Here is a 25,273-nt window from a genome sequence, read left to right on the forward strand (position 1 = left end):
TCAACCAATCTAGACCCGGAAAAAATAGCGGTGCGATGAAAATTGGAATAAAGTAGAATCCCATCAGCGCAGCGCAAATTATCCCTCTCCAAAACCATACAGATGATTTGAAAACCTAGAGGTAAGTTTTCCAGACAATTAACCCTGTAATGAGCAAGGGTAAGACACTAAGAATTAGTTTAACCATGATTAGTTACTCGAATGAGAGAAGTGGATTTTGTTCCGGGTTCAACAATAAGCGATTAAAACTTAGATAACTATGGGAGAATTACGGAAATTTGATAACTAAAAAAGCATCAAAATTTTGTTGGTTCTCCGTAGAATTACTGAACCTATTGCCCAACCCCCAATAGGCTATGGTTTTGAATTAAGTATTGAATAAATAATCACTTGTTGTTGAAGAAATTATTTTTCGTCGAAGGTATTCAATTCTTCAACTCTGTTATCCCAACGGTCATCTCAGTAATTTCACGGAGAACGATGAAATTTTAATTTTAAAAATATCCGTAATTTCCACGTAGCTATTTAAGGTTGTTTGGGTTTATATTGAACACAAGGATGAAAAACAAACCATCCGGGTTGCCACCAACGGTTGGTTTAAACCTTAAATAGTATAAGTAGTTTTATACCTTACTCATGCTCTCTGTGATTCGCTCTAATCTCCTTAAGTTGCAGTGATTATTCAAACCCTAGCCTCATCGGTTTAGGGTTTTTTTATGAGTCAAGGATAGAATGATTTCGATATTGCAAGCTAATTAATAGCGATCTAGTTTTGCTTCTGTTTTTTTTACGTTTAACAAACTCTTGAGATATATTTTTTATCGAGTTCATATTTATTAAGTTTAAAACACAAATGCTATGCTTATAAATCAGCCAAATTAAGAGGAAAATCTAGTTTTAAAAAACTCTAATTTTATTAAAATTTATTTTTACGTTTGGTCATTTATTTTTAAAAATTTAGAAAATACAGTTAATTAATTTCAATTGCGACTTCCTGATAGCTTATAAGCGCATTGGGCTAAAATAATGGTTGGGTAAAAGATTATTCAATTTTCGACAATAAGGTTTGAGCAAACTGCCTATATTGAATGATTTATGATTGATTAAAAAAAATAAAATATTTTTGGTCATCCGAGGAAACGGTAAGCCAGTTTTGTCTATTAAAAATACTAAGAGCAATCAAAAGCATAACAGCAACAAAAAATCTATATAAATTCGGAAAAATAACAAGGTTCACAAGCCAAAGAAGTATCGCCGAAAAACGATTGGAAAACTCAGAAAAACTCTGCCCGTTTATATTAATCGTTACGCCATTAATTTTAGAAAACGGTAAAACCGTTTCGCTCGATTCCTGATGTTTATCCATTTGGACTTTAATATAAAGATAATTATCCCGCAACTGCATTGACGCTTTGCCTTTTTCTGACGAGGGTAAATTGCAGATGTTTACTCCAGCTTGTCCACAGATTTCTGTTATGCTTGTAAAGGGATTATTCATTGGATTTGATGCCTTTTTAAATTTGTACTTAATATTAATTAAACATTTTATTACATTAAAAATAATACTTTTTTTGTATTATTTTTTAGCTCAATTGCCGGAAATATGGGTGGCGTTTACAACGCCTAACTCCAACTTTTGTTAGGTCACAATGAGATTTATCTAATCTAAATATAATTAGATTTAGGGAAAATATTTAATTCGCTCATCCGAGTAAACTTCCTTCAGGTTGGGGTAAAATGCTGCATTCGCTGTCACCAAGTACAAGATAGGTTAAAACCTCTGTTATGTAAGGTTTTACAAAACTGAAACGTAATAGTTGGTAGTGGTGAAAATATTGCAGTTTCTAGCCTGTTTCTACAAAACCTGGGACTCAAGCGCATCTTTAGCAATAAACAATTTAAGTTTACACACAGCAGTTGAGTGCCAGGTATCAAATTGCAGAAAAGCCGATGAAATTATGAAAAATTAATGCCAAATTAGGGATTGACAAAAACCTGAGTTGCTTATATGTTACAAGCTATAATCTTCGGTATAAAATCAGAAAAATAAAAACGCGGATTATCCCCCATGTAAACTCGCTTGCAGCCAGATTTAGGCTGCTCGCCTCTAATGCAATGGCGAAACGCAAAGGGGAGATGTCCCCGAGGGGCTGAAATATCAAAAGTTAATTCATTGTAACTGTATATTATCTCTTTGTTTTCTCGCCATCCCACCTGGTCGTAGAAATCATTAAAGACTCCCCCATCTTCAAACACATTCATAAAATAATCTTCACCTAGTTTACCGCCACATTTTTCAACATAAATTTCCCTCTGCACGCTGAACCCAAAACGCCCGCCGCTGTATTTTACCCAAAGTTGATCAATCATTTGCAGATTTGAACAGGGAAATTCTTTAAATTTATAAATATTTAGCCAACCTTCTTTCTCCCGCTTGGCTGCTTTTAGCATGACTTTAGCGGTTTCCTCATCTGCTTCTTTCCACTTTCCCAACTTGAGTAATTCCTCCAACTGTGAATAATCAACTTTCAGTACATCCGTATCGTTTATCATTAATTTTCCCTCTCGCAAATAAATCAAAGTTGCTCTGAATTTATATCTGAACCCGCCGCCGATTTTATGAAAACCGATTATTCCGTCCCAGATTATTGGGGTTTGAGTAGCAACTGTACAGAAAACCCCGCGCTTGGCTGAAACGCTTACTGTGAGGATGTTTTACAGTAAGCGTATTTGTGAAGTTTTGTATCTAAATTGCTGTACCAGTAAAACTGTAGTTTATTTGGTACAGAAAAAAAGAACGAGATTTCAGGGGTTTGAGCCTCCTAATTTTCAGAGAGTTTAATTGGTACAGTACAAGCGCGTGACTTTTTGCACAATTGCTACTCAAACCCCACTACACCTAAAGTGTTGATACTCAAACTCCGAACCCTTGTTAGAAATCTGTTAGCGGTTGTTGATTCAAAAGATCTCGATATTGCTGCCATTGGGGTAAGTATTCATCCATATAGGTTTTAAAACGTTCATTGTGATGGCGTTCCAATAAATGTACTAACTCATGGACTAACACATATTCCAAGCACTCTATCGGTTTTTTCGCCAGTTCTAAATTTAGCCAAATTCGACGCTGATTTATGTTGCAGCTTCCCCATTTTGTTTTCATTTTCTTAATTCCCCAATCTTCCACAGTTACCCCAATTATCGGCTGCCATTTATTTAATAATTTCGGTATAATATCTTTAAGTTGAGAGCGATACCATTGCGCTAAAACTAAAGCGCAATTCTGGGGAGAAGTTCCCGGATTAACGAATAGTTGCACCGTGTTGTTATTAACCATTTCAAGCTCGTGACGCCCCCGGCGTTCAACCACCTGTAAACGATAGCGTTGACCGAAGATGTAATGACTTTCTCCTGATACCATTTCCCGCTTTGACTGACGGGGTTGGGCGGCAAATTTAGCTTGTTGTTTTTTAATCCAAGATAGGCGGGAAATAATCGCTAGTCTGATATTATCTTCCGTGAGATAAAACGGTGCAGCAACTCGCACTCGACCTTCTGGGGGATACACGCCAATATGCAGATTTTTAATCGATTTCCGAATGACTTGCACCGGAATTTATCGAACGGTAATCTGATAGTCGGCGGGGAATTTACTGATATTCATGCTGCTGTTTAATTAACTCTAATAGCTGGTCAACATCTAAATTTGTATTCTCTACATTAGCATCTGTCAAGAGAGAATTTACTGCATTTTTAACTTCTCTTTCTTTGAACCGACTGCCAATCCAGTTATCTTTTTTCGTGTTTCTCACGACCTCATCAATTTTGAGGGCTAGGGCTTCATTTTTGCCAAGATTATCATAGAGAGAACGGAGGGCCGTAGTTGTTAGAGAAGGGGGATAATTGCTGAGTGCTGACCCGGCGGGTTGGGTAACTTGTTGCGCCAATTGTTTTACTTTTTCTAAATAGGCTTGATAATTAATGGCTTTCTGCTGGCGTTGTTCGATTAAAGCATCGAGTAACTCGGAGAGATCCTCATAATATTTCGGGTTAACTGGACTCTCATCTATGATGATTTTGCGGATGTTATTCTCGATAGTTTCCGCCATTGCTTGCTCATCTTTTTTCAACCTTTCTGGGAGACTGTCCAAAGCGTTTAAGCCGTTATTGACAATTAACTGCACCAGTCCCAATTCTTCAAAGTCCGCCACCACTTCGCTAGGTTCAGCACGGATATAGGTATCCATCAGGTAGCGCATGGCGGGTTCATAGACTTTAGTATCGATATAGTCACCACTGGCTATTTTGACCTCCTCGCGTATCTGAGTGTAGAGTTTAACTTCGGCTTTGATGGTTTCGGCTTCCTGGGGGGTGTAACCTGCTGCTTGCATTTCGTTAGCGAGGTTACTGTAGGCGCGAACGAGGGCGTTAACGGCTTGGTAGAGGGCAACCCGTTTGGGTTCGTTTGCGGCGAGGGCGGTTTTATCCGTAGTATCGGCGGCGCAGAAATAATGGAGATAGTCGGAAGTCTCGCGGGGACGGGGGACGGGTTCACAGAGGGCGCGGACGGTTTCTAGGGTGGTTTCCAGGCGTTCTTTGCCTTTTTCGAGGCGATCGCTCAATAACCCCGCCACGTCCGCCGCATCGTAGCCCTCAAACGCGCCGCCGGTGTAGTCACCAATCGCCCCCTCCAATTGCTGAAATAGGTCTTTGTAGTCCACGATATAGCCATATTCCTTGTCTTCTCCATCGAGGCGGTTCACCCGACAAATAGCCTGAAATAAGCCGTGATCCCGCATGGTTTTGTCAATGTAGAGATAGGTGGCGGGGGGCGCATCAAATCCGGTTAACAGCTTATCGACCACAATTAACAGGCGCATTTGTCCCGGTTCGTTAATAAAGCGCCGTTTAACCTCCTGTTCAAATTCCTCCACCCGATACATCGCCACATCTTCCGGCTGGTTAAAGTGGTTAGCCAACATTCGCCGATAAATCTCGTACTGGTGGAGTTTTTCGGTCAATCCCTCCCCGGTTTCCTCCCCTTTGATATCGGCTGGAGAGGGTTTATAACTGGTGATAATCGCACATTTTCCCTTAAAGTCGGTTTGGCTGAGGAGTTCGTAAGTTTTGCAGGCTTGATAAATGCTGCTACAAACCAGCATGGCGTTCCCCCGTCCGTCCATTAACCGGGGTTTGGTTTCCATATCCAGGAGAATATCGTTGACAATTTCTTCCAGGCGGGACTTGCTGGAGAGGAGTTTTTGCATCGTTCCTCATTTCTTTTTGAGTTGGGTTTTGGCAAACTCCGATAAGCCACGAGTTTTCGCCTCAAACCATCGGTCTATTTTCTGAGGACTGGTGAGGGTTTGGTCAATGTCGCGGGCTTCATAACGTAAATCGAGGACAATGCCATCGGTTACGGCTTCATCAAATTTGTAGGTGTGAATGTACTCGCCAAAGACTTCGATGCTGCGCCGTTTATCTTGTTTCAGTAGGGGGGTTCCGGTGAAGCCGATAAATAAAGCGTTGGGGAGAATTTGCTTCATAGCGGTGTGGAGTTTACCGGACTGGGTGCGGTGGCATTCATCGACAAAGACAAATAAGTTTCCTTTGGGGGAAAAGTTGCTGGGGAGTTGTTGGAGGCTGTCGATAAATTCGTTAGTGGTATCCTGGGAATGGTTGCCAAATTTCTGAATCAGGGAGCAAATTAACCAGGGGTCGTTTTGGTTGAGCGTGTTAATCAAGTTGTCGCTGCTTTTGGTTTTGAGAGAGACTTCTTCGGCGATATAATATTGATTATTTTCGGGATTTTCCCAGTCAATTAACCAGACAGTTTGAGTTTGTTCTCCGGCGCCGGGTTTGATTTTTACGCCGTAACGCAGGAGGCGATAAACGGCTTTGTTGGCATCGTAGAGGTTTTGGGTTTCTCCCAGGGCTGCGGCTTTATCGAGTTCTCTGAGGGTTTTGTTAATTAGGGTGTCGTTTACGCCTTGCCGAGTGAGCCATTGGGTTAAATATTGGGCTTCTATATTGCGGTTATTTTCCCGGTGTTTCCAGTCTCCTAAATAGCTATAACCGAGGTGGTTTTGAAAGAGTTCTATAATTCTTTTTTGGGTAGCACCTTCGGGTTGTCCCACTTCTGTCATAATTGATAATTGATGATTGATAATTAAATAAATCCCTAGTCTATCATAAGCCTATTTCTGATTCCTCATTCCAGATTTTTTATTCCCTTTTTTTTATGACTCAAACGATTAGTAAACCTATCTCCTTTGATGAATTTGTTGCCTGGTATCCAGAAAATGCAAGCTGCAAGTATGAACTACACAACGGAAGGATTGTCGAGATGCCTTTAGGAACGGGAACCCACTCTAATATTACAGGATTTATCGCCTTAAAACTAGGGGTTCAAATTGACCGTTATGAGTTACCTTACTCGATTCCGGGGGATTGTCTATTGAAACCGTTGGATGATGAGTCGGGTTATCAACCAGATGTCATTGTGCTAAATAAAGGGGAGTTAAGCAAGGAACCCCGTTGGCAAAAAGAGTCTGTTATTATGCAGGGGAGTTCGGTGCGGTTGGTGGTGGAAGTCGTTAGCACGAACTGGCAGAATGATTATCTGAAGAAGGCGGGAGATTATGAGTTAATGGGGATACCAGAATATTGGATTGTGGATTATTTGGGTTTGGGGGGACGGCGTTTTATTGGCGATCCTAAATCTCCGACGCTTTCGGTTTATCAAATGGTTGATGGGGAGTATGAGGTGATGCAATTTCGAGGAGATGACCAAGTTGAGTCTTTGGCTTTTCCTGAGTTACAATTGACGGCTAAACAAATTTTTGATAATTAACAATTAACAATTAACAATTGTCAATTAGTCGAGTTTTTCCGGTTAACAATTCCTGCATCATTCCCTGTTTGATGGCTTGAGTTTTGGCGCGGCGTTTTTCTAATGCAGCGATTTCTTCGTCCATGTCGGAGAGTACAGAGGCGATCGCTTTTTGTTCGGAGAGGGGTGGGAGGATTACTCGGATGGAATAAAAATCATTATGATTCAAATCTGGTATGGTACTTGTTCCAGCTTTTTCCATAATTTCTTTTTGTATAAAATTAGATTTTAGGCAAAAAACAAAATAATTTTTGACAATTTTACTCTGGTCAAATTTAATTTTAAAAAAATTGTTATGAAATACTCCACTTACTCCAGTAATGACCATTCCTGTATTACCTTTCCTAGTCATTAATATGTCTTCTTCATTGCAAACTACCGAGGAAGAATAATTTTCTATGTATTCTAAATTATCATTTGAATTAAGAGACTGAATCGTTATATATCTTTTTGCTTTACTATTTGAAAACTTTAACCTTTTATCAATAGCTATTTGAAGACCTTGATTAACCTTGCAAACAAGTTTTAACGGAATTACTTCCCAATCTTCAGGAATTAAACCGATCGCACTTTTTTTATAACCCATTCCCTTACCAAACCCCGGTAAGCGAGTCTTACCCGTGAGGAGTTGCTGCATAGTAGGCGTAAATAGAAGGTCGGTGTCACCAAGTGCAGTCGGTGGCTGAAATGGCTACTATATATAACTTCTAGCCATCAAACCACCTCTTTCTCTTCTATCCAATATTCAGGTAAATTAATAAGTTTTATAAATATATACCTATTCAAGCATTTGACAAATCATCTCAAATCTGCACTTTTGATGAATTTCTGAGAGTACAACTACCTCTTCTCCTATGCTGACTCAAGAAATAACTGTGGAGAAGATGATGAATGATCAAGCTACAGTGGAAAGAAGAAGAATTAATTGAAAATTGGACACTTGCCCCCCAAGAACTAGAACTGGTGAGGAATAAAGTGGGAGGAAATCAGATTGGTTTTGCACTCTTATTAAAGCATTTCCAACTTTTTGCTCGTTTTCCTGAACAAAAATCATCCATTCCAAAAGTCGTTATTTCTTACATCGCTGACCAATTAAATCTTCCTGAAAGTGCGTATTCCGATTATGATTGGCAAGGACGTTCAGCCAAAGTTTATCGAGTTGAAATTCGTCGTTTGTTTGATTTTCGAGTCGCCACAGTTCAAGATTCAATACAGATGAGTGACTGGCTTTTTCAAGAAATATTGCCAAATGAACAACGGTTTGACCTCCTTCAAGAACGGGTCTATCAAAGATTTAGAGAGTTGCAAATTGAACCTCCAACACCTGGAAGAATGGAACGTTTAATTCGGAGTGCTATTACTCAACATGAAACTCACTTTTGTAATCAAACATTCTCGCAACTCTCTCAACAAGCTCTCTCTCAAATTGATATTCTTTTAAGTACAGAAAAATCAGAAAATTCAGATTCTGAACTCAGAAAAACCGCAGCACTCGGAGTGGCAGTCTAGGGAACGAGTGACTTCAGATTTAGCATTTTTTAAAACTGACCCAGGGCCAGTTGGTTTAGAAAGTTTATTAACAGAAATTCAAAAACTTAAAAGGATTCGTACTGTAGGTTTACCAACAGATTTATTCAAAAATACCTCACCGAAACTGGTCAAAACATACCGTCAAAGAGCTGCAACTGAAACCCCTTACCTTTTACGACAACATCCACCAGCAATTCGCTACACACTAATGGCAGCATTTTGTTGGCAACGCAGTCAAGAAATCACAGATAATTTGATTGAACTACTCACTCAAATTATTCGACGGATTGGTACGAGAGCCGAAAAACGAATTGAAAAACAATTTCTCGAAGACTTTAAGCAAGTCACAGGCAAAACTAACCTACTGTTTCGGATTGCTGAAGTGGCAGTAGAGCAACCCGACGGAGTTATTGAAAAAGTCATCTATCCCATCGTTTCTCAACAAACCTTGAAAGAAGTGAAAGAGTATAAATCTACAGGTATTGCTTATCGGCAACGGGTTCACACCATCATCCGTTCTTCTTTTGCTAATCACTATCGTCGGATGATTCCCCAGCTTTTAGAAGTATTAGAGTTTCGCTCCAATAATGACATTCATCGTCCGGTCATGCAAGCAATAGAACTCCTAAAAAAATACGCTCAAAGTTCAGCTCGATATTATGATTCAGGTGAAGACATCCCCATTGATGGAGTTCTTAAAACAGGTTGGAAAGAAATTCTATTAGAAAAAGACTCCGATGGCTCAGAACGGATTAACCGCATCAACTATGAAATCAGTGTTTTACAAGCATTAAGAGAACGATTATCCTGTAAAGAAATCTGGGTAGTCGGAGCTAATCGTTATCGCAATCCTGATGAAGATTTACCCACAGATTTTGAACAGCATCGTCAAGTTTACTATCAAGCTTTAACTCTACCAGAAGAAGTAGAAACTTTCATTGATGACCTTAAACAAAAAATGACAGAAGGATTAGAGAAGTTAGATGAAGGGATGCCGAATAATCGTCATGTCCATGTTATTGGTCAAAATCAAGGGTTAATTCGAGTTAGTCCCTTTCCACCCATCGGCGAACCGCTCAATCTCAAACAGCTTAAGGCAGAAATCAATCGAATTTGGCATCAAACCAATCTATTAGATATTCTCAAAGAGACTGATTTAAGGGTTGACTTGACTCGCCACTTTAAGAGTATGGGAAATCGAGAGATTATTGATAGAGAAACTCTACAAAAGCGATTACTGCTGTGTATCTATGGTATGGGAACCAATACGGGATTAAAACGGATTAATACCGGAATCAACGGTGAAAACTATCAAGATTTACTGTATGTCCGTCGTCGCTACATTCATAAAGAGCAAATCCGTAGTGCTATTGCTGAAGTTGTCAATGCCATTTTTGAGATTCGTTTACCGCAGATTTGGGGAGAAGGAACCACAACCTGTGCCAGTGACAGTAAACATTTTGCCGCTTGGGAACAGAATTTAATGACTCAGTATCACCTGCGGTATGGGGGTCGAGGAGTGATGATTTATTGGCACGTTGAAAAGAAATCAACCTGTATTTATTCTCAACTCAAAACCTGTTCTTTATCAGAAGTGGCTGCCATGATTGAAGGTGTTTTACGGCATTGTACAAATATGGAAGTTGAGAAAAACTATGTTGATAGTCATGGTCAAAGCGAGGTAGCGTTTGCCTTTACTCATCTGTTAGGATTTCAGTTAATGCCACGCCTAAAGCGAATTAAGGTACAAAAGTTATATCGTCCAGATGTCGGTCAAAGTGATGCTTATCCTAACTTACAACCTATTCTTACTCGTCCGATTAATTGGGATTTGATTCGTAAACAATATGACCAAATGGTGAAGTATGCTACAGCTTTACGGTTAGGAACGGCAGAAACTGAAGCCATTCTCAAACGGTTTAGGAAAACATCTCAAAATTCTTTTAAGCATCCAACTTATCAGGCTTTGGTAGAATTAGGACGGGTGGTTAAAACTATTTTTTTATGTGAATATCTAGATTCAGAAGCGGTACGCCGAGAAGTTAATGAGGGATTGAATGTGGTGGAACGATGGAATGGGGTAAATGATTTGATTTTTTATGGCAAAGGGGGTGAGTTTGCCTCAAATCGTTTGGAGAGTCAAGAATTATCGGTATTGTCTTTGCATCTGTTGCAAATCTGTTTGGTTTATGTGAATACCCTAATGATTCAAAGTGTGTTGGCACAGAAAAATTGGCAGAAAAAACTGACCTCGGAGGATTTTCGAGCGATTACACCTTTGATTTTCAGTCATGTTAATCCTTATGGTACATTCAAATTGGATTTGAAGGAAAGGATTGCTCGCTTAACTCAACCTGCCATAGCTTAATCCGTCCAAAATTCCTCGCGCTCGAGACGGACTAAGCTGAGTATAGCGTACTGTATGTTGAATATTGCAATGCCCTAGATAATCTTGGATTGCCCTTGTATCTTGCCCTGAATTGGCTAGATAATAACCACAGGCATGACGTAGTTGATGAGGATGAACTGCATTCATAAATTCCTGCTAATTTCCCAGCTCTAGCTACAATATGACGAATGGAACGAGTTGACAAGGGAGCCTTGTGTTCAGAAACAAATACATATTGAGTATCAGGATAATCTCGTTGCAATTGCCTTAAAGCTCTTAATTCAGGGGAACGAAGGGGATGCACACTATCATGTCCATGTTTGACTCTTGTAATTTCAATATAACCTCCTTTGAGGTCAACATTTGACCACTTTAAAGCGACTAATTCTGCACTTCTCAAGCCATGACGGAACATTAATAAAATCATGGCAGCATCTCTAACTCTATGTCTTCCCACATGACGAGCCGCTTTGATTAAGGCTTCAACTTCATCTGGTCGCAAATATTCCCGTTCTCCCGTAGAAACCTTCTTCATGGGTGGGGGAAAAAAAACTTTGCCGAAAATGAACGTGGAGCTGTTTTGTTTTGCATGGGTCTATCCCTCATGCTATTGTTCCTAGTTCCATGATACATTGCCGACTTTGTATTTTTCTCGGCAAAGTTAGGATTTGTATTACTTATGAATGTGGGCCAAAAAACGAGGGGAATTTACAAAACTTTACCAGGCTGCACCTGATGACACCGACCTTCTATTTACGCCTACAACATTGGATTGAACTTTGGTTTCCGCACTCCCGATGGGCAGTCATTTCCTGCATCAATTACTTTCCATCACCGGGATGCCGTTGAACCCGATAAGCTTTACCTTCGGCGCCGCTATGCCCCCTGGCTATCAGAAAACGAACTCGAACCGGGAACTCCCAAATGGGGGCAGTCGGGCGTTCCGCCTTCGGTTTGGGTGGTACAGCAGCCCGAACAAAATGTGGAGAAAACCTATTTAACAGAAGGGCCTTGGGATGCGGTGAGGTTGGGGGATGCGGTGCGTCAGTCTGGGGAAAGCATTGCCGTTGCTTGCACTTCGACCGGAGCCAGGGGAATTCCCCCTCCTGAGCAACTGAAAGCTATTCCCGGTGAAGAAGTTGTGATTTTTTACGTTTGCGAAGCATGGTGAGCGCAGCGAGGCAATCGCTTTGATGAACACAATGAAGGACAAATTGGCGCGATTAAAATAGCTAAAGCTTTACGGGATGTGGGAAAACAAGCAACGGTGGCGTTGGTTCCCCGAGTCGGAGAAGTTAAGAAGGGGTGGGATATTAGTGATGCTTTTGATGCGGGGTTTACCCTGGAAGATATTCAGCAAGCCGAAGCTGACGTTAAACAACAGCAACGATGGGCGGAAATGGTTGCTTGTGTGGTTTGCGATTGCTTGAACCAGGCTCGAACCCATCACCTTGAGGGTTCTCAGCATACGGCTCATTGGAGTAAACGCGATTGCGCGGAGCGCACTGGCGGAGCCAATCGCAGATTAACTTTATTGGAAAATGACACCGAGCATAAGGTTTTGGATGTTGTTTGGGATAACGGTTGGGTAAATGTTGATAGTCGATTGGAGCAAGCCAAGGTGAATTATTTTGTCGAGGAGGTTCAGCCTAAGCTTCGATGTAACAATACCTCACCTGCCATAAAGCGAGAAACTCTTTTAAAATAAATAATAATCGGTCAATTATATTAAGTTTTTGCATAAATTGTCAACCCGGCAATCAATCGTTCAAAATCTTTGCTAATTTGTTGATTTTAAGAGCAATATATATGGCACTAGATATTTCCAAATAATATTTTATGGAGATGCCTACCTCCAGATACTCTTGAATCAATAGGTGCCATTTCGTAAAAAAATGTAAAGCTTTTCGTAAAATATCCTGAGTGGGCTGATATGTTTCTAATAGGTGAGTCGAAAATCATCTTTTTAGTCCGGGCAAAGATTGCCAAGTAGACTCCGTGAATTTACTGAGACTTTCAATCCAAATAAGACTAACCTATTTTTCAAAATACAGGAGATTTACGGTTATATCTCCAATACATTCTGATGTAAACTGAGAGCAATTGGATAATTTTTAAATGCAGCTATCTAATGTTGTTGAGCCATTTGGCGAAGTTAACGTTTTCCAGCAAAGTAGCGGGGACTTAAAGATTGTCGCTACCATTTTAACTATTCCTGACTTGGAGGGAGTACGAATGGGTTTAGCCCTTGATGGCTCCGCTTCCATGAAAAAAATGTATGGAGTCAGTGGGGTTGTTGGAGGTGTTTTTGGTGCCGCAGCTAGCATTCCCAACGTGGTAGAACCCGTGACTCGTACCATGATTAATTACTTAGCAAATTTTTCTTCTGACAGAGTTGTTATCCTTTAATCCGCCCCATCTTTCCGTAGGAGGTACAACCTCTCTCGGTGCCGCTCTAAAGCTATTAACTAAATCTTTCGATCAAGAAGTTCGTAAAACCAGCGAAACTCAAAAAGGAGATTGGAAACCATTAGTCTTTTTAATGACAGATGGAATGCCCACCGATAGTTGGGAAAAAGCTGCCGATGAACTCAAGCAGAAAAAAGCTGCAAATATTATTGCTTGTGCGGCAGGTTCCGGCGCAGATGAACAGCTTCTCAAACGAATTACAGAAATTGTTCTTAAACTCGATAATCTTCAACCAGATACGCTCAAACAATTCTTTAAATGGGTTTCACAATCAATTAAACAAACTTCTCAAAGTGTAGCTCAAGTGATGGCAGACGATCAACCGATTAACCTGCCACCCCCACCTCAAGGGATTCAAATTGTTCCCTAAAAATGCTTTTCATAGTACCCTGCGGGGTGCTATGAATTCCCCTTCGCTCTAACAGATTAAAATCCTAAAATCCGGATAAACTAATGGCAGTAAAGATATGCAAAACCAACATGATTATGAAAAGATAATTCCTGAGATTGTTCAAAATCTCAGAAGGGAAGGCTTTTTTCAAACCTTGTCGTCGAAATGTAAACAGATAATCGAAGATCATCAACAGCAAAATCAGCTTATTGATGAAGTTGTAAAACATCTTCAAGAAAAGTTATCGAAAATTCAACTCAAAATCCCAAATGGCTCCAATATTGAGGAAGAAATTGAAAAGTTTTGTCAAAGTTTTTTGGATTCATTATTAAAATCTTTTTCTCACTATCAATCCGAAGAACTCGGTCAAATTCAAAACTTAATAGAACAACAAATAACAGCTAAAATCAGAGAAATTTTAAGGGAAAACCTCTCACGAAATTATTCAGAAACCCCAGAGGATTTATCCCGAGATTCACCCCCACAACAGAGTTTAACTAATCCTGAATCTCAACAGCAAAACCATTCAACTATTTCTAGAGAAATTTCGCCTTGGAAACCCGAAGAAACCCCATCCAACACTTCACAACAACAACCCGAACAATTAAACAAACAAGCATCTGAAAATTTCCCAATGGAGACAACAGTTGATGCACCTTGGGAATATCATCCAATACCTCAAAACGAACCCGCTCCCCATTCAGAATTTGATTTTAAAGGACAGGAAACCCCAGAAAAACTAAAACTCGTTGGTGCTAGAGTGCGAGGGAAAATGCACAAGCATAACGGAACCAATTGTGATGATTGGTTTGAGTTTAAAATCAGTACAAACTGGACAATTATTGCTGTTTCTGATGGTGCGGGTTCTAAAAAACTATCCCGCTTGGGTGCAAAAGTTTCTTGTCAAGCTGCGGTTCAATATTTATCAGAAATTCTAAAAAATTGTACAATTAGACAACGAGAAAAAACCGAAAACTTATCGAATGATTTGCAACGACAACCAGATTGGTCTTTTGTTGGTCAAGACTTTAATGAAGTTCAAACAGCCCTTCACATCGCCGTACAAAAAGCCTATGAAGCCGTGAAAGCCAAAGCCGATGATTGCAACAAATTAACCGATTATTACATCGCTTTAAACCATAAAATACCTGAGATTAAGGACTTTTCAGCCACTTTACTTTTAGCTGTTCATACCTTAATAAAAGTGGCGGGAGAATCTTATAGTTTGGTGTTGAGTTGTCAAGTCGGAGATGGTGCGATCGCCGCCATATCTCAAGAAGGAAATTTGAAGCTTTCTTACAGTTCTCCGAGTATTCCTTTCGCTTCATCTAAAATTCGCCGGGGTGAACAGCCAAACTCCGATCTGTTTAAGTCGGAAATTAATCCATCTCAAGAAATTAGCGGTTCGTCTAATGAGTTACAAAAGCCAAAAATTTCTGACAAAATTTCCGATCTGTTTGGCAAGGTTCAGGAGCATATTGAAACCCCGTTAAATTCTATAAAACTCCCTTCAATTCCACAACCGAAAAAACAGATTCAATCTGTATTCGACATTTTTACTCCCAAGCCATCAGAACAACAAGATTTAAAACAATCCCAATCTTCTCCCATTTCAGAACCCGAAGAAAATCGTCCCACCTCCAGTCCAATTAATCCAATTTTTCTGCAAAATTCATTGGATAATAATTCTTATAATTCCAATTCCAATTTTACGTTTATGAAGTTAATTTTAAATTCAAATCATTTATTTTGGGTTGGGATTTTTCTAATTAATGAAGTTCTCCGGACTGAAAAATCGTAAAAATATGGCAATTAAGAATGATTTATGAGGTAGCTTGTGGGTCAAACCGAGTTACCGAAGAAAATTCCATTCTCAGATGAAGTCCGGTTAATCAGTTATCGCCGGAGCGCGAAGAGTTTTTCTTAGCATTCATACCGACGTTGCGTTCACTTCGATGCTGCGGAGCAGTATAGCCATTTTTATTTGTACGTTGATTATACTCCTCAACTTTAGATCACAACTGATTTGCGATCGCTATAGCATTGCTGGATGTTGAGTGGTAGAAAAATATTAAAACATACAATTTTTGGGAAGAGTGAAAGCTTAAAACCTTGCTCCAGCTAGATTATAATCTTCCCTGATTACCCTAAGTACGAGAGGGAGGGATATTTCTTCAATCTCCTCAGCAATAAATTATGCTTCGGGGTTGAGAAAATCCGGGAGTCGGGGTCAAGGGTTCAATACACCCCGCGTAGTTTTCATAAAGTGTTCTAACATCGTGACCTGTTAATATAGTCGGTATAGTAACTGTAATATGGGCTATCTTTGAAGGTTTGAATAATTTTTTGAATCTCCGACAGGGTAAAGGGTTTGGGCTTTTGCTTGGGCGGGAGCTTAAAACGCTTTACTACATCAGTCCAGGGATTGACTTCTATCAAGTCTTGCTTGATTCCATAGTCAAAAGCCGCTTTCAGCAAGGATAGATGCTCTTTTGCTGTGGGGGCTGACATCTTTTCTTGCAACCAGTGACTGAAGGCAATTGTCAATTTTTCGCCGATCTCGCTGGCTTTTCGTTCTCCGAGAAAGTCGCTAACATATCTTAAACAAGTTCGGTATTTTTCCAGGGTACGGGAGTCTAGGAATCCCGACTTGTACTCCATAAATTGCTCAAATAAAACGCCGACGGCAATTGATGAGCGATTGTCCCCGGTTTTGTAGCGTTTGAGGGTGGGGTCAAAATTTTCCGAGAGAATATCCAACTCAATAGTTGTAGCCTTTCTTTGAGCCAGGGAGCGATTGATGGGAGTGTCCGGCAAGCCAACGGGTAAGAAGTACCGCTTGCCCTGATATCGCCAGTAGAGTCTCAAAAATCCTTTATCAGCACCGATACTGACGGAACCTTTCTTAGAACGACTCAAAGCCTATGCCTCCGTTCAACTTATCTCACCAACTTCTCACCAATAATAGCTATATAATGAGACATCCCGGAGCCATCAGTGAGAGACGGTGGAAGTCGTTTGCTGGTGTACTGTCACAGCAAAAACATTCTGAAACTCCCTCTGTGTAAGGATTTGAAATGAATCGGGATGACAGGATTTGAACCTGCGACCCCCTCGTCCCGAACGAGGTGCGCTACCAAGCTGCGCTACATCCCGTAGATAAAATTATTGTATCACATCAATCTAGAATTTCCCCAGACAAATTTGGGAAAATTTCAGCTAGCATGGTTAAATGCAGTATTAAATTGAAAGGAAGCAGTAAAGCGTGGTTGTTAAGCCAGATTGGTTGCGAGTCAAGGCGCCTCAATGGGAACGAGTCGGTCAAGTTAAGGATGTTCTCCGGGATTTGGGCTTGAATACCGTTTGTGAAGAAGCATCTTGTCCGAATATTGGAGAGTGTTTTCATGCGGGTACTGCAACTTTTTTGATTATGGGACCTGCTTGTACTCGCGCTTGTCCCTACTGTGATATCGATTTTGAGAAAAAACCAAAAGCACTAGACCCCAGCGAACCGGAACGGCTCGCCGAAGCCGTGCGACGGATGAATTTGAACCATGTTGTCATTACCTCCGTCAACCGAGATGACTTACCCGATGGCGGCGCTTCTCAATTTGTTCGCTGTATCGAAGCGGTTCGTCGTCTATCGGCGAAAACAACCGTAGAAGTGCTAATTCCTGATTTGTGCGCGAACTGGGAAGCTCTCGATACCCTCCTACAAGCTCAACCGGAAGTTCTCAACCACAATACCGAAACGGTTCGGCGTTTGTATCGACGAGTTCGCCCTCAAGGGGATTACGACCGCAGTTTAGAACTGTTAAAGCGATCGCGTCAACTCAGACCCCAAGTTTATACCAAGTCGGGGATTATGGTCGGCTTGGGCGAAACGGATGCCGAAGTTCGACAAGTGATGCAAGATTTACGAAGCGTAGACTGTGATATCATAACATTAGGACAATATTTGCAACCAACTCCCAAGCATTTACCTGTTGCTGAGTTTATCTCACCCGAACAATTTGACGCTTGGAAAACCTACGGTGAGTCTTTGGGCTTTTTACAGGTCGTTGCTTCTCCATTAACTCGCAGTTCCTACCACGCCGAACAAGTCAGAACCTTGATGGAAAACAATCCACGTTAAGGACTCTCACGCCGAACAAGCAAGCACAACCTGCGATCGCACGGTTCCAATACACAGACAAAAAAACCGCACCTGCGATCGCAATTCCTCATCATTAGTGATTTTGCTCACTCAATCCGTCATAATAGGGAATAGGGTAAAACAGATCTCAATCTCATCTTTGAGTACCCGAACAATTCACAGGCCGATCAGGGGATGACAGAAACGATACGAAAATCAAGGTGCATCTTCTGTTGAGAATAGCCCAGTGAGACCAAAAAATCTTCGATCTATCATTAACCTTCCCCATAAAAGTTCCCTGATTTTCCGGTTGTGATCTGAAACCAGACTAAAGAGTGATCGCGAACCCTAACTTATGGTGATGAAGATTAGTTGAGCGTCTGATGACTATCACTTCTTTGTGATGGGTGTCTCCCTATACTAGCTAATGACCATAAAGGAGTGACTCGTCTACTCGGTCTGCCATCCCCCACTCTCGGATCAACTTCTTTTAAGGAAGTCTCAAGTCCGAGAAGCCCCTGGGTTCACTGGATGCGCTCACTGACCCTAATGATCGATCGTCCGATCAGAGTGGGAATTCTCAGAGTAGACCTCGCAAAAGTTCCAACCACCAGAGCAATAGAACAATGACTATGCCAGCCACCAACGTAGATACAGAATTAGACCGTGACTTCGAGGATATGCCTGAACCTTCCGATATCGATCTCTCGATGGAAGAGACAGACAGCCCTCAACCGACAAAAAACACAAACCGCCGAACAACTGACCTCGTTCGCGTGTATCTGCAAGAAATCGGTCGGGTTCGTCTACTCGGACGGGATGAAGAAGTCGCCGAAGCTCAAAAAGTTCAACGCTATCAACGTTTAATCCAACTTCGCGATAAAGCAGCCAAGAAAGAAAAAGGTATTCTCGAAACCTTTGTAATGCTCATCGCTACTCAAGACCGCCTTGTAGCTCAGTTAGGTCATCGTCCGTCTCTCGAACGCTGGGCAAATGTCTCAGGCGTCCAAGTTTCGGATCTCAAACCTATTATAGCCGAAGGAAAGCGTCGTTGGGCAGAATTGGCTAAACTGACCGTCGAAGAACTTGACCAAGTTCAAACCGAAGGTATACAAGCCAAAGATCACATGATCAAAGCGAACCTGCGTCTGGTCGTATCCGTCGCCAAAAAATATCAAAATCGCGGTTTAGAATTACTGGACTTAATTCAAGAAGGAACCTTGGGACTCGAACGTGCGGTTGAAAAATTTGACCCAACACGCGGATATCGCTTCAGTACCTACTCTTACTGGTGGATTCGTCAGGGAATTACCCGCGCGATCGCCACTCAAAGCCGCACCATTCGCCTTCCGGTTCACATTACCGAAAAATTAAACAAAATTAAAAAAGCACAGCGTAAAATCTCTCAAGAAAAAGGTCGAATCGCTACCATTGACGATATCGCCGCCGAGTTAGAAATGACTCCCGCACAGGTACGGGAAGTTTTGTTAAAAGTTCCCCGTTCCGTTTCCCTCGAAACAAAAGTCGGTAGCGACAAAGATACAGAACTCGGCGAACTTTTAGAAACAGAAGAAGTTTCTCCCGAAGATAAACTCATGCGAGAATCACTTCATCGCGATTTACAACAACTCTTAGCTGACCTTAGCGATCGCGAACGGGATGTGATTCTGATGCGCTACGGTTTGGGAAATGGTCACACCTATTCCTTAGCCGAAATTGGTCGGGAATTAGAACTGTCTCGCGAACGGGTTCGTCAAATTGAAGCCAAAGCTTTACAAAAACTCCGTCAACCCAAGCGTCGCAACCGAGTTCGCGACTACCTCGAATCTCTCACCTAGACCCATAAGGCTCAAGTCTAACGCTTAGACCCCACAAACCCGGTTTCTCAAAGAAGCCGGGTTTTTAATCGAATCGGTCTAAGATAGAATCTAATATCAAATCCCGTTGTATAATCAACGAATAACAGACACCTTCGCAGTACCACCGACAGTGAACAGGTTTCGGTTCAACCACGCTACTCCGAACACCGAATAGCCAGAGCATTGACTATTGAGCGGCCGATCATTTATAGTTGAGTTATACAGTTTTTAAAACTATTGCGATTCTAAAATAGTCCCCGAAGAGTCCAATGATCGTAGGTACTACAGAAGCAGCCCGTATTTTAGAAATCTCTACTGCTCGACTGCGAGTTCTCCTGAGCGAAGGCCGAGTCAAAGATGCCTATAAGACCGGGAAAATGTGGCTAATTCCCCTGGTTAACGGCAAACCCATTATTAAGCGAGGCACAAGAGGCCCGGCTCCCCGTTGGCGTAATCCAAGATTGCCCGCGAAAACCATTGTTCACGTTAACTCTCATAGAATTCGACAAAATCAAAAACAACAGCAACAACTTCCCGTGATTACGGTTAAAAAGGGTAATACTAACGTTTATGGACATCAGGTCGAAATACTGGGAGGATGTCGTGTCGTCTATAGTCCTGATAAGCCGCTCAGTTGTGGTGCGAGGGTTTGGATTGAAACCCTAAACAAAGTCAAGATTATCTGTTAGTCAAAATCTCCCGATCACCCCACACTTTTATGATGGGTATTCAACCGGACTTGATATAAGCTGTTGTACATTTAAACTGCATTGAGCGATCGGCGGTGTCGGGTGTCGGGTGTCGGGTGTTGGGTGTTGGGTGTCGTGTAATTTAGATGTGTAACAGCTTAAGATAGAATAAGATAACAACATCGCTTCTGGGATTTGTTCGATCGACTTGCATCTAAAATCTTACTATCGAGTTGCCGATGAGCTACTGTCTCAATCCGCATTGTACCCATCCCCAAAACTCAGACGACAGTAAATTTTGCTTAACCTGTGGTGCAAAACTGCTGCTGAGAGAACGATATCGCGCCATCAAACCCATCGGTTTCGGGGGTTTTGGGAAAACCTTTTTAGCAATAGATGAAGATAAACCCTCTCGACCCCCTTGTGTCATTAAACAATTTTTTCCCCAAACTCAGGGAAGCCAAAATACTGCTAAAGCTGTAGAACTTTTTCATCAAGAAGCGGTTCGACTCGATCAACTCGGTAAACATCCTCAAATTCCCGATTTATTGGCACATTTTGAACAGGATAAAAACTTATATTTAGTTCAAGAATATATCGAAGGAGAAAATCTCGAACAAGAACTTTCCCGGAATGACACCTTTAATGAAGCCAAAATTCGTCAATTGTTAGATGATTTATTACCCGTTTTGCAGTTTATCCATACTCATCAAGTCATTCATCGGGATATCAAACCGGCTAATATTATTCGACGCAGCGCTTCACCCACTCATACCAGCAGCATCGGCACTTTTCCCGGACAATTAGTATTAGTAGATTTTGGCGCCGCCAAAGTGGTTACAACGACCCAACTTCCCCTGATGGGAACGGTGATCGGGAGTCCAGAATATATTGCCCCAGAACAAACTCGCGGTCAAGCGGTTTATGCCAGCGATATCTACAGTTTGGGAGTTACTTGCATTCACCTGTTAACTCAAGTTTCTCCCTTTGATTTATTTGATATTAACGAAGATCGTTGGATTTGGCGAGATTATCTCAAAGGACAACCCTTTAGCGCTCAGTTGGGTCGAGTCCTTGATAAAATGTTGATGACTATCCCCAGCCAACGCTATCAAACTCCCGTACAAGTTCTCAACGATCTTCATCCCGACGGTATCCCCGCTAACGTCATGGGAAATATTCAGCTTCATTCAACTTCTTCTACCGTCTCTCCCAACGTTACCCCCACACGTAAGCCAACTCCATCCCCATCTGTTGCGTCTACACCCAAAACCACTTCCGTACAAACTTCGGCGCCTTTATCCCGTCAGACTCCGGTTAAACCTCAACGTGTCACTCCCAAGCAGGCGCCGAGTTGGTCCTGTTTGTACACGTTAAAAGGACATCGCAGCGCCGTAACCTCTCTGGCTTTTAGTTCCACTGAAGATATTCTCGCGAGTGGGAGTCAGGATCAAACCATCGAAATTTGGCAGTTAGAACGGGGCAAACGCTGGTATACTTTAACAGGTCATACCAATTGGGTGACTTCGATTGCTATCAGTCCCAACGGTGAGATTTTAGCCAGTGGTAGCCGCGATCGCACGATAGAAATTTGGGATCTCAAAAAAGGAAAGCGTTGGTATACTCTCACCGGTCATCAAGATGGGGTTGAGGTGGTGGCGTTTAGTCCCAAGGGGGAAGTTTTAGCCAGTGGGAGTCGCGATCATACTATTGAGATATGGGATATGAAAAAGGGTAAGCGCTGGTACACTTTATCGGGCCATAGCGATCGCATTTACGGTTTGGCATTTAGTCCCGATGGTCGGATGTTAGCCAGTGGAAGCAAGGATAACACGGTGCGGTTGTGGGATCTGCAAAAAGCCAGGGAGTTGGATAGACTCGAAGATCATTCCGACTGGGTGAGAAGCGTTGCGTTTCGGTCTGACGGTCAACAGTTGGCAAGTGGTAGCCGAGATGGGATGATTAAGTTATGGCAACCTCAAGGTCAGCGTTGGACCGTGCAGCGAACGTTGAGGGCCGATCAAAGTGATGTGTTTTCGATCGCCTACAGTCCTAACGGTCAACTGTTAGCCAGTGGAAACCAACACGGTATCGATCTTTGGGATGTTCACAACGGAACCTTACTGGAAACGTTAACCGAACATTCCTCTGACATCTTGTTTGTAACGTTTTGTCACAAGGGTCTCAGGTTGGCAAGCGGCAGTTATGACGGCACCGTTAAGGTTTGGCAGCGGTAGAATAGGCGTTTGAGCCATCCCGTTCGCGATCGCCTCAGATCTCCGCCCCGAAACCCGTTCAGAAAAATGAGAAATTCAGTTGAGTTTTGTCAAGAAGTGTAATACAATTATTAAATCTTAATAAAAATTTTGAGTTAAACAGTTCATAGATGCACAAAGATTATTACGGCTTGATGATTTGTGCGGTTAGCATCCGAAATCGTTGGAAATGGCAGATTGCTTTACCCTACGGCGTGCAGCTTACCTCAAATGAGGACTATGTGACGGCAGAAAAAGCGCTGAACGGGGGAAAACGTTGGATTGATACCGAAGCAACATTTAACGCGCTCAATAGCTGTATGTCTCAATTTTACAGCGCCGGAAAATTAAGCCAAATTGAATACACAAATTTAATCGAATCCCTCAGAGGAATTACCCAGCGCTGCTAGATCAATTTGGCCATCGCATTTTACAAGAGAAACCCGGTTCAACCGAACTCCGTAGGGGCGTATGGTATACGCCCTCTGTTCAAAAAAATTAAAGGGCGAAGGCTGTCTGTTCGTCCTTCACCCCAAATTTAATTAACTCACTGAAACCTAAATGCTATCAGAACCTTCTAACCTGAAAAATTAGTAGGTTTCAACGTGCCAGCGGTGTTCTTTTTTCAGTTGCTTCTGGTATTCCATCCAGTCAACACCGAACTTACCGGCGGCGGCGGACATTCCCTCATCAATACCGCCTTCCATACCTTTCAAACCGCAAATGTAGGTGTGGGTGTTGGGTTTTTGGATCAACTGCCACAACTGATCAGCGTGTTCTTTAATCCGATCTTGGATGTACATCTTACCGCCATCGGGATTTTGCTGTTCGCGGCTGATGGCGTTAGTCAGGCGGAAGTTTTCGGGGAACTGCTGTTCCAATTCTTCCAACTGTTCTTTATAGAGAATATTCGCCGTGTAAGGAATACCAAAGAACAGCCAAGCCAACCCTTTGAACTGATAATCGGGGTTTTGTTCTCTTTCTTTGAACATCCGCCACAGGAAGGCTCTGAACGGCGCAATTCCCGTACCGGTTGCCATCATAATGATAGTTGCATCTTCATCATCCGGCAGGAGCATTTCCTTACCAACCGGACCGGTAATGGCAACATCGGCGCCGGGTTCGAGGTTGCACAAATAGGTCGAACAAACGCCGTAGACGGTTTCATTGGTTTCTGGATGTTGATACTCCAGTTGACGCACACACAGAGAAACAGTCTTGTCGTCGAGATTGTCTCCGTGACGGGTAGAAGCAATAGAGTAAAGTCTCAGCTTATGAGGTTTGCCATTAGCATCCTCTCCGGGAGGGATAATCCCAATACTTTGACCTTCGAGGTAATGCAAATCACCACCGGAAAGATCAAAGGTGAGGTGACGAACGGTACCTGTTCCACCCTCTTTTACTAATTCTTCATTAGACAAACATTTGCCCATAAAGGGGCTTTTAGGTTTGTAGATGTTGACAGGAACTTCGGTTTTAGCCTTAGCTTGCGTCATGGGCTTCTTCTGTTCTCCAGACTGTTGACTCTGTAGTCCATTTCCTGATGCAGTGCTTTCGGCTGAGGGAGTGCCGTTACAAGGGCGAATATTGACAATCCGACCGCCCATCCGAGAAATGCGACGCATCTCTTGATTCATTCGTTCGTAGGGCACCGTAATGTATACTCTGCCACTCCGACGAATCGGATAAGTCAGTTTGTCGGAATCGCTTCCCTGACGCATTCCCTCGACTTCAAACACAAAGACACGGCTATTAGCGCCTGTCTTCGTTGCTACACCAGATCCACTAGGACTATACATTGATAAATTTCTCCCTTACAATACCGAGCGTTTCACCCGCAGAATGTGACCAATAGATCACTTTAAACCATTCTTAAGGTGGTGTTCTTCCACTTAATACCACACCTTCGCCTCAATGAGTGTAACTACTCACTCAGACAAGGAGGGCTTTTTTTGTTAGACTTTTTACCATTTTACAGTTTAAAGGCAAAAGGCAAGAGGCAATAGGCAAGAGGCAGTTATCAGTTATCAGTTATCAGTTATCAGTAGCATGATACTGGTCAGGTGTTCACTGTTCACTGTCTCCTGTCTCATTACATAAATTCTCTGTTTTGTCAAGATGTCTTTTTTGGGCGATCGCTTGGGCTTTGAAAATTCGTGCGTCGGGGTTGCTATTTTTTTGTCAGAATCTTCTGATATTTTACGAGAGAATAGGGGTTTTAGCCTCTATTTTGACGTGTGGACACACTAAGCCCTTGGGTGGTGTTTTTTATAGCCTACCAGAACCCCTATATTTTCGTCAACTTTTTGAAAATTTTTCTCACTAAAAATTTCGATTTTTGCCGAAAACTTTTGTTTTTTAAAACGAATTAGTTAAGTTGATTAGAAAAACTTATAATTATGGGACAATTGATTGTGGGGTTGAGAGTTGCAAGTTAATTAACTGAGGAGTTTTTTTAAGCCTAAATTGTCGTGAAGCGGGGCTGAAAAAGCACGTTATAGGTCGGCACAGATTTCCATTATTCTAGAATAGGTCAAGTCTGAGGATTTGTCAATCAAAAATCGGGGAAATTTTGGGGAATTTTTTCAGGAAAATTGACGATTTTAGGAATAAAAAAGCGATCGCATTATTAGGCAATAGGCGCGAATTGCAATAGGCGAGAGGGGA

At 41.9% G+C, this 25,273-nt stretch carries 20 protein-coding genes, 1 tRNA gene and 2 pseudogenes; 12 read left to right on the forward strand and 11 right to left on the reverse strand.

The window, feature by feature from the left end; genetic code table 11:
* Positions 1–1,093 precede the first annotated feature (1,093 nt).
* The 5 genes from ACL6C3_RS08980 to ACL6C3_RS09000 all read right to left on the reverse strand — a co-directional run bounded on the left by ACL6C3_RS08980 (position 1,094) and on the right by ACL6C3_RS09000 (position 6,143).
* A complete protein-coding gene (locus ACL6C3_RS08980) occupies positions 1,094–1,498 on the reverse strand; it encodes a hypothetical protein (protein WP_413166817.1) in 405 nt (134 codons plus the stop codon).
* Positions 1,499–2,004: 506 nt separating this feature from the next.
* Positions 2,005–2,553 carry a GUN4 domain-containing protein gene (locus tag ACL6C3_RS08985; protein WP_413166818.1) on the reverse strand — a complete coding sequence of 183 codons (549 nt, stop codon included), beginning with the start codon at positions 2,551–2,553 and terminating at the stop codon, positions 2,005–2,007.
* A 379-nt stretch (positions 2,554–2,932) separates the two neighbouring features.
* Positions 2,933–3,607 (reverse strand): M48 family metallopeptidase, encoded by a 675-nt coding sequence (locus ACL6C3_RS08990; protein ID WP_413166819.1) that lies wholly within the window; start codon positions 3,605–3,607, stop codon positions 2,933–2,935.
* Positions 3,608–3,647: 40 nt separating this feature from the next.
* The gene (locus ACL6C3_RS08995) at positions 3,648–5,264 is read right to left on the reverse strand and encodes a UvrB domain 3-containing protein (RefSeq protein WP_413166820.1); all 1,617 of its coding nucleotides are present in this window, start codon (positions 5,262–5,264) and stop codon (positions 3,648–3,650) included.
* A 6-nt stretch (positions 5,265–5,270) separates the two neighbouring features.
* Positions 5,271–6,143, reverse strand: a complete 873-nt coding sequence (locus tag ACL6C3_RS09000; protein ID WP_413166822.1) for a type I restriction endonuclease — start codon at positions 6,141–6,143, stop codon at positions 5,271–5,273.
* A 95-nt stretch (positions 6,144–6,238) separates the two neighbouring features.
* Here ACL6C3_RS09000 and ACL6C3_RS09005 point away from each other — a divergent pair, with 95 nt between their 5' ends.
* Positions 6,239–6,850 (forward strand): Uma2 family endonuclease, encoded by a 612-nt coding sequence (locus tag ACL6C3_RS09005; protein ID WP_413166823.1) that lies wholly within the window; start codon positions 6,239–6,241, stop codon positions 6,848–6,850.
* A gap of 10 nt (positions 6,851–6,860) precedes the next feature.
* On the opposite strand, the gene ACL6C3_RS09010 is transcribed toward ACL6C3_RS09005, so the two are convergent.
* Positions 6,861–7,526 (reverse strand): restriction endonuclease subunit S, encoded by a 666-nt coding sequence (locus tag ACL6C3_RS09010; RefSeq protein WP_413166824.1) that lies wholly within the window; start codon positions 7,524–7,526, stop codon positions 6,861–6,863.
* A gap of 257 nt (positions 7,527–7,783) precedes the next feature.
* On the opposite strand from ACL6C3_RS09010, the pseudogene ACL6C3_RS09015 reads away from it, so the two are divergent.
* Positions 7,784–10,787: pseudogene (locus ACL6C3_RS09015) on the forward strand (Tn3 family transposase).
* Here ACL6C3_RS09015 and ACL6C3_RS09020 read toward each other — a convergent pair.
* The gene (locus ACL6C3_RS09020; RefSeq protein WP_413166825.1) at positions 10,764–10,955 is read right to left on the reverse strand and encodes a tyrosine-type recombinase/integrase; all 192 of its coding nucleotides are present in this window, start codon (positions 10,953–10,955) and stop codon (positions 10,764–10,766) included. The pseudogene ACL6C3_RS09015 and the gene ACL6C3_RS09020 overlap by 24 nt on opposite strands.
* 58 nt (positions 10,956–11,013) lie before the next feature.
* A pseudogene (locus ACL6C3_RS09025) lies at positions 11,014–11,343 on the reverse strand (tyrosine-type recombinase/integrase); the annotation flags it as partial.
* A gap of 237 nt (positions 11,344–11,580) precedes the next feature.
* On the opposite strand from ACL6C3_RS09025, the gene ACL6C3_RS09030 reads away from it, so the two are divergent.
* The 5 genes from ACL6C3_RS09030 (at position 11,581) to ACL6C3_RS09050 (ending at position 15,469) form a co-directional block, all read left to right on the forward strand.
* On the forward strand, positions 11,581–11,979 hold the full coding sequence (locus ACL6C3_RS09030; protein WP_413166826.1) for a hypothetical protein: 399 nt from the start codon (positions 11,581–11,583) through the stop codon (positions 11,977–11,979).
* Between the two features lie 78 nt (positions 11,980–12,057).
* Positions 12,058–12,516: a hypothetical protein gene (locus ACL6C3_RS09035; RefSeq protein WP_413166828.1), complete on the forward strand. Its 459-nt coding sequence runs from the start codon at positions 12,058–12,060 to the stop codon at positions 12,514–12,516.
* Between the two features lie 410 nt (positions 12,517–12,926).
* A complete protein-coding gene (locus ACL6C3_RS09040) occupies positions 12,927–13,217 on the forward strand; it encodes a hypothetical protein (RefSeq protein ID WP_413166829.1) in 291 nt (96 codons plus the stop codon).
* On the forward strand, positions 13,204–13,647 hold the full coding sequence (locus tag ACL6C3_RS09045) for a vWA domain-containing protein (protein WP_413166830.1): 444 nt from the start codon (positions 13,204–13,206) through the stop codon (positions 13,645–13,647). Before ACL6C3_RS09040 ends, ACL6C3_RS09045 begins: the two co-directional genes overlap by 14 nt.
* 97 nt (positions 13,648–13,744) lie before the next feature.
* On the forward strand, positions 13,745–15,469 hold the full coding sequence (locus ACL6C3_RS09050) for a protein phosphatase 2C domain-containing protein (RefSeq protein ID WP_413166831.1): 1,725 nt from the start codon (positions 13,745–13,747) through the stop codon (positions 15,467–15,469).
* Between the two features lie 470 nt (positions 15,470–15,939).
* On the opposite strand, the gene ACL6C3_RS09055 is transcribed toward ACL6C3_RS09050, so the two are convergent.
* Positions 15,940–16,587: a phage integrase SAM-like domain-containing protein gene (locus ACL6C3_RS09055; RefSeq protein WP_413166832.1), complete on the reverse strand. Its 648-nt coding sequence runs from the start codon at positions 16,585–16,587 to the stop codon at positions 15,940–15,942.
* 163 nt (positions 16,588–16,750) lie between these two features.
* Positions 16,751–16,824, reverse strand: a tRNA-Pro gene (locus ACL6C3_RS09060).
* Positions 16,825–16,933: 109 nt separating this feature from the next.
* Here ACL6C3_RS09060 and lipA point away from each other — a divergent pair.
* The 5 genes from lipA (at position 16,934) to ACL6C3_RS09085 (ending at position 23,016) form a co-directional block, all read left to right on the forward strand.
* The gene (gene lipA, locus ACL6C3_RS09065; protein ID WP_413166834.1) at positions 16,934–17,803 is read left to right on the forward strand and encodes a lipoyl synthase; all 870 of its coding nucleotides are present in this window, start codon (positions 16,934–16,936) and stop codon (positions 17,801–17,803) included.
* 632 nt (positions 17,804–18,435) lie between these two features.
* Entirely contained in the window at positions 18,436–19,641 is a 1,206-nt protein-coding gene (gene sigC / locus ACL6C3_RS09070) for an RNA polymerase sigma factor SigC (RefSeq protein WP_413168286.1), read from the forward strand.
* A gap of 290 nt (positions 19,642–19,931) precedes the next feature.
* Positions 19,932–20,351 (forward strand): DNA-binding protein, encoded by a 420-nt coding sequence (locus tag ACL6C3_RS09075; RefSeq protein WP_413166835.1) that lies wholly within the window; start codon positions 19,932–19,934, stop codon positions 20,349–20,351.
* Positions 20,352–20,590: 239 nt separating this feature from the next.
* Entirely contained in the window at positions 20,591–22,588 is a 1,998-nt protein-coding gene (locus ACL6C3_RS09080) for a protein kinase domain-containing protein (RefSeq protein ID WP_413166836.1), read from the forward strand.
* 149 nt (positions 22,589–22,737) lie between these two features.
* A complete protein-coding gene (locus tag ACL6C3_RS09085; RefSeq protein WP_413166837.1) occupies positions 22,738–23,016 on the forward strand; it encodes a hypothetical protein in 279 nt (92 codons plus the stop codon).
* Positions 23,017–23,196: 180 nt separating this feature from the next.
* On the opposite strand, the gene petH is transcribed toward ACL6C3_RS09085, so the two are convergent.
* Positions 23,197–24,405 carry a ferredoxin--NADP reductase gene (petH, locus tag ACL6C3_RS09090; RefSeq protein ID WP_413166838.1) on the reverse strand — a complete coding sequence of 403 codons (1,209 nt, stop codon included), beginning with the start codon at positions 24,403–24,405 and terminating at the stop codon, positions 23,197–23,199.
* Positions 24,406–25,273 lie beyond the last annotated feature (868 nt).

This window comes from Capilliphycus salinus ALCB114379, from assembly GCF_047276495.1.
GTDB lineage: Bacteria > Cyanobacteriota > Cyanobacteriia > Cyanobacteriales > Microcoleaceae > Capilliphycus > Capilliphycus salinus.